Consider the following 515-nt stretch of genomic DNA (forward strand, 5'->3'; position numbering starts at 1 on the left):
CACAAAGAAAGGCCGATTGTAAGTAGACATATAGAAATAAAACCTAAACGTGCGATCGTCGAAGTCATCGTTACCCCACAGGAAAGAAGCCTAAATAGCGTTTTACAAAATAGAGCGCGGCAAGGTTTTGGATCGCCATGCCGATCGCCATTGCCCATGCGGCCCCCAGAACGCCGTAGCTTTTGCTAAGAAAAACCAAAAGAGCGATGGAAATAGTACCTGAACAAATCGTTATGTATTTCATCGTTCTCTCATGGCCGCTCATTAGCAATAAAAATCCTACCGAGCCAGTGGCGATATTGACCATCTGCCCTAAAGAAAGGACAACTAACAGCGGAGCTGCCGCAAGAAATTCATCACCAAAAAGCTGCATGACGAACTCAGGAAATAGGGTGCAAATCAAGACAGGAAGTAAAGCTGCGCCAATGTTTGCACGACAAGCCCATCGACTTAAATTTCGCAGTTTATCCAGCTTTCCCTCTTTAAAAAGAGAGGCGAACATTGGGGCAACAACG

1 protein-coding gene is annotated in these 515 nt (G+C 45.4%); it reads right to left on the reverse strand.

Going from position 1 to position 515, the window contains the following annotated elements; all coding sequences use genetic code 11:
- Nucleotides 1-70: 70 nt before the first annotated feature.
- On the reverse strand, nucleotides 71-515 hold a 445-nt coding region (locus R7E78_RS30650), incomplete at its 5' end, for a polysaccharide biosynthesis C-terminal domain-containing protein (RefSeq protein WP_318059213.1).

The sequence above is a fragment of the Vibrio sp. YT-19(2023) genome (assembly GCF_033337395.1).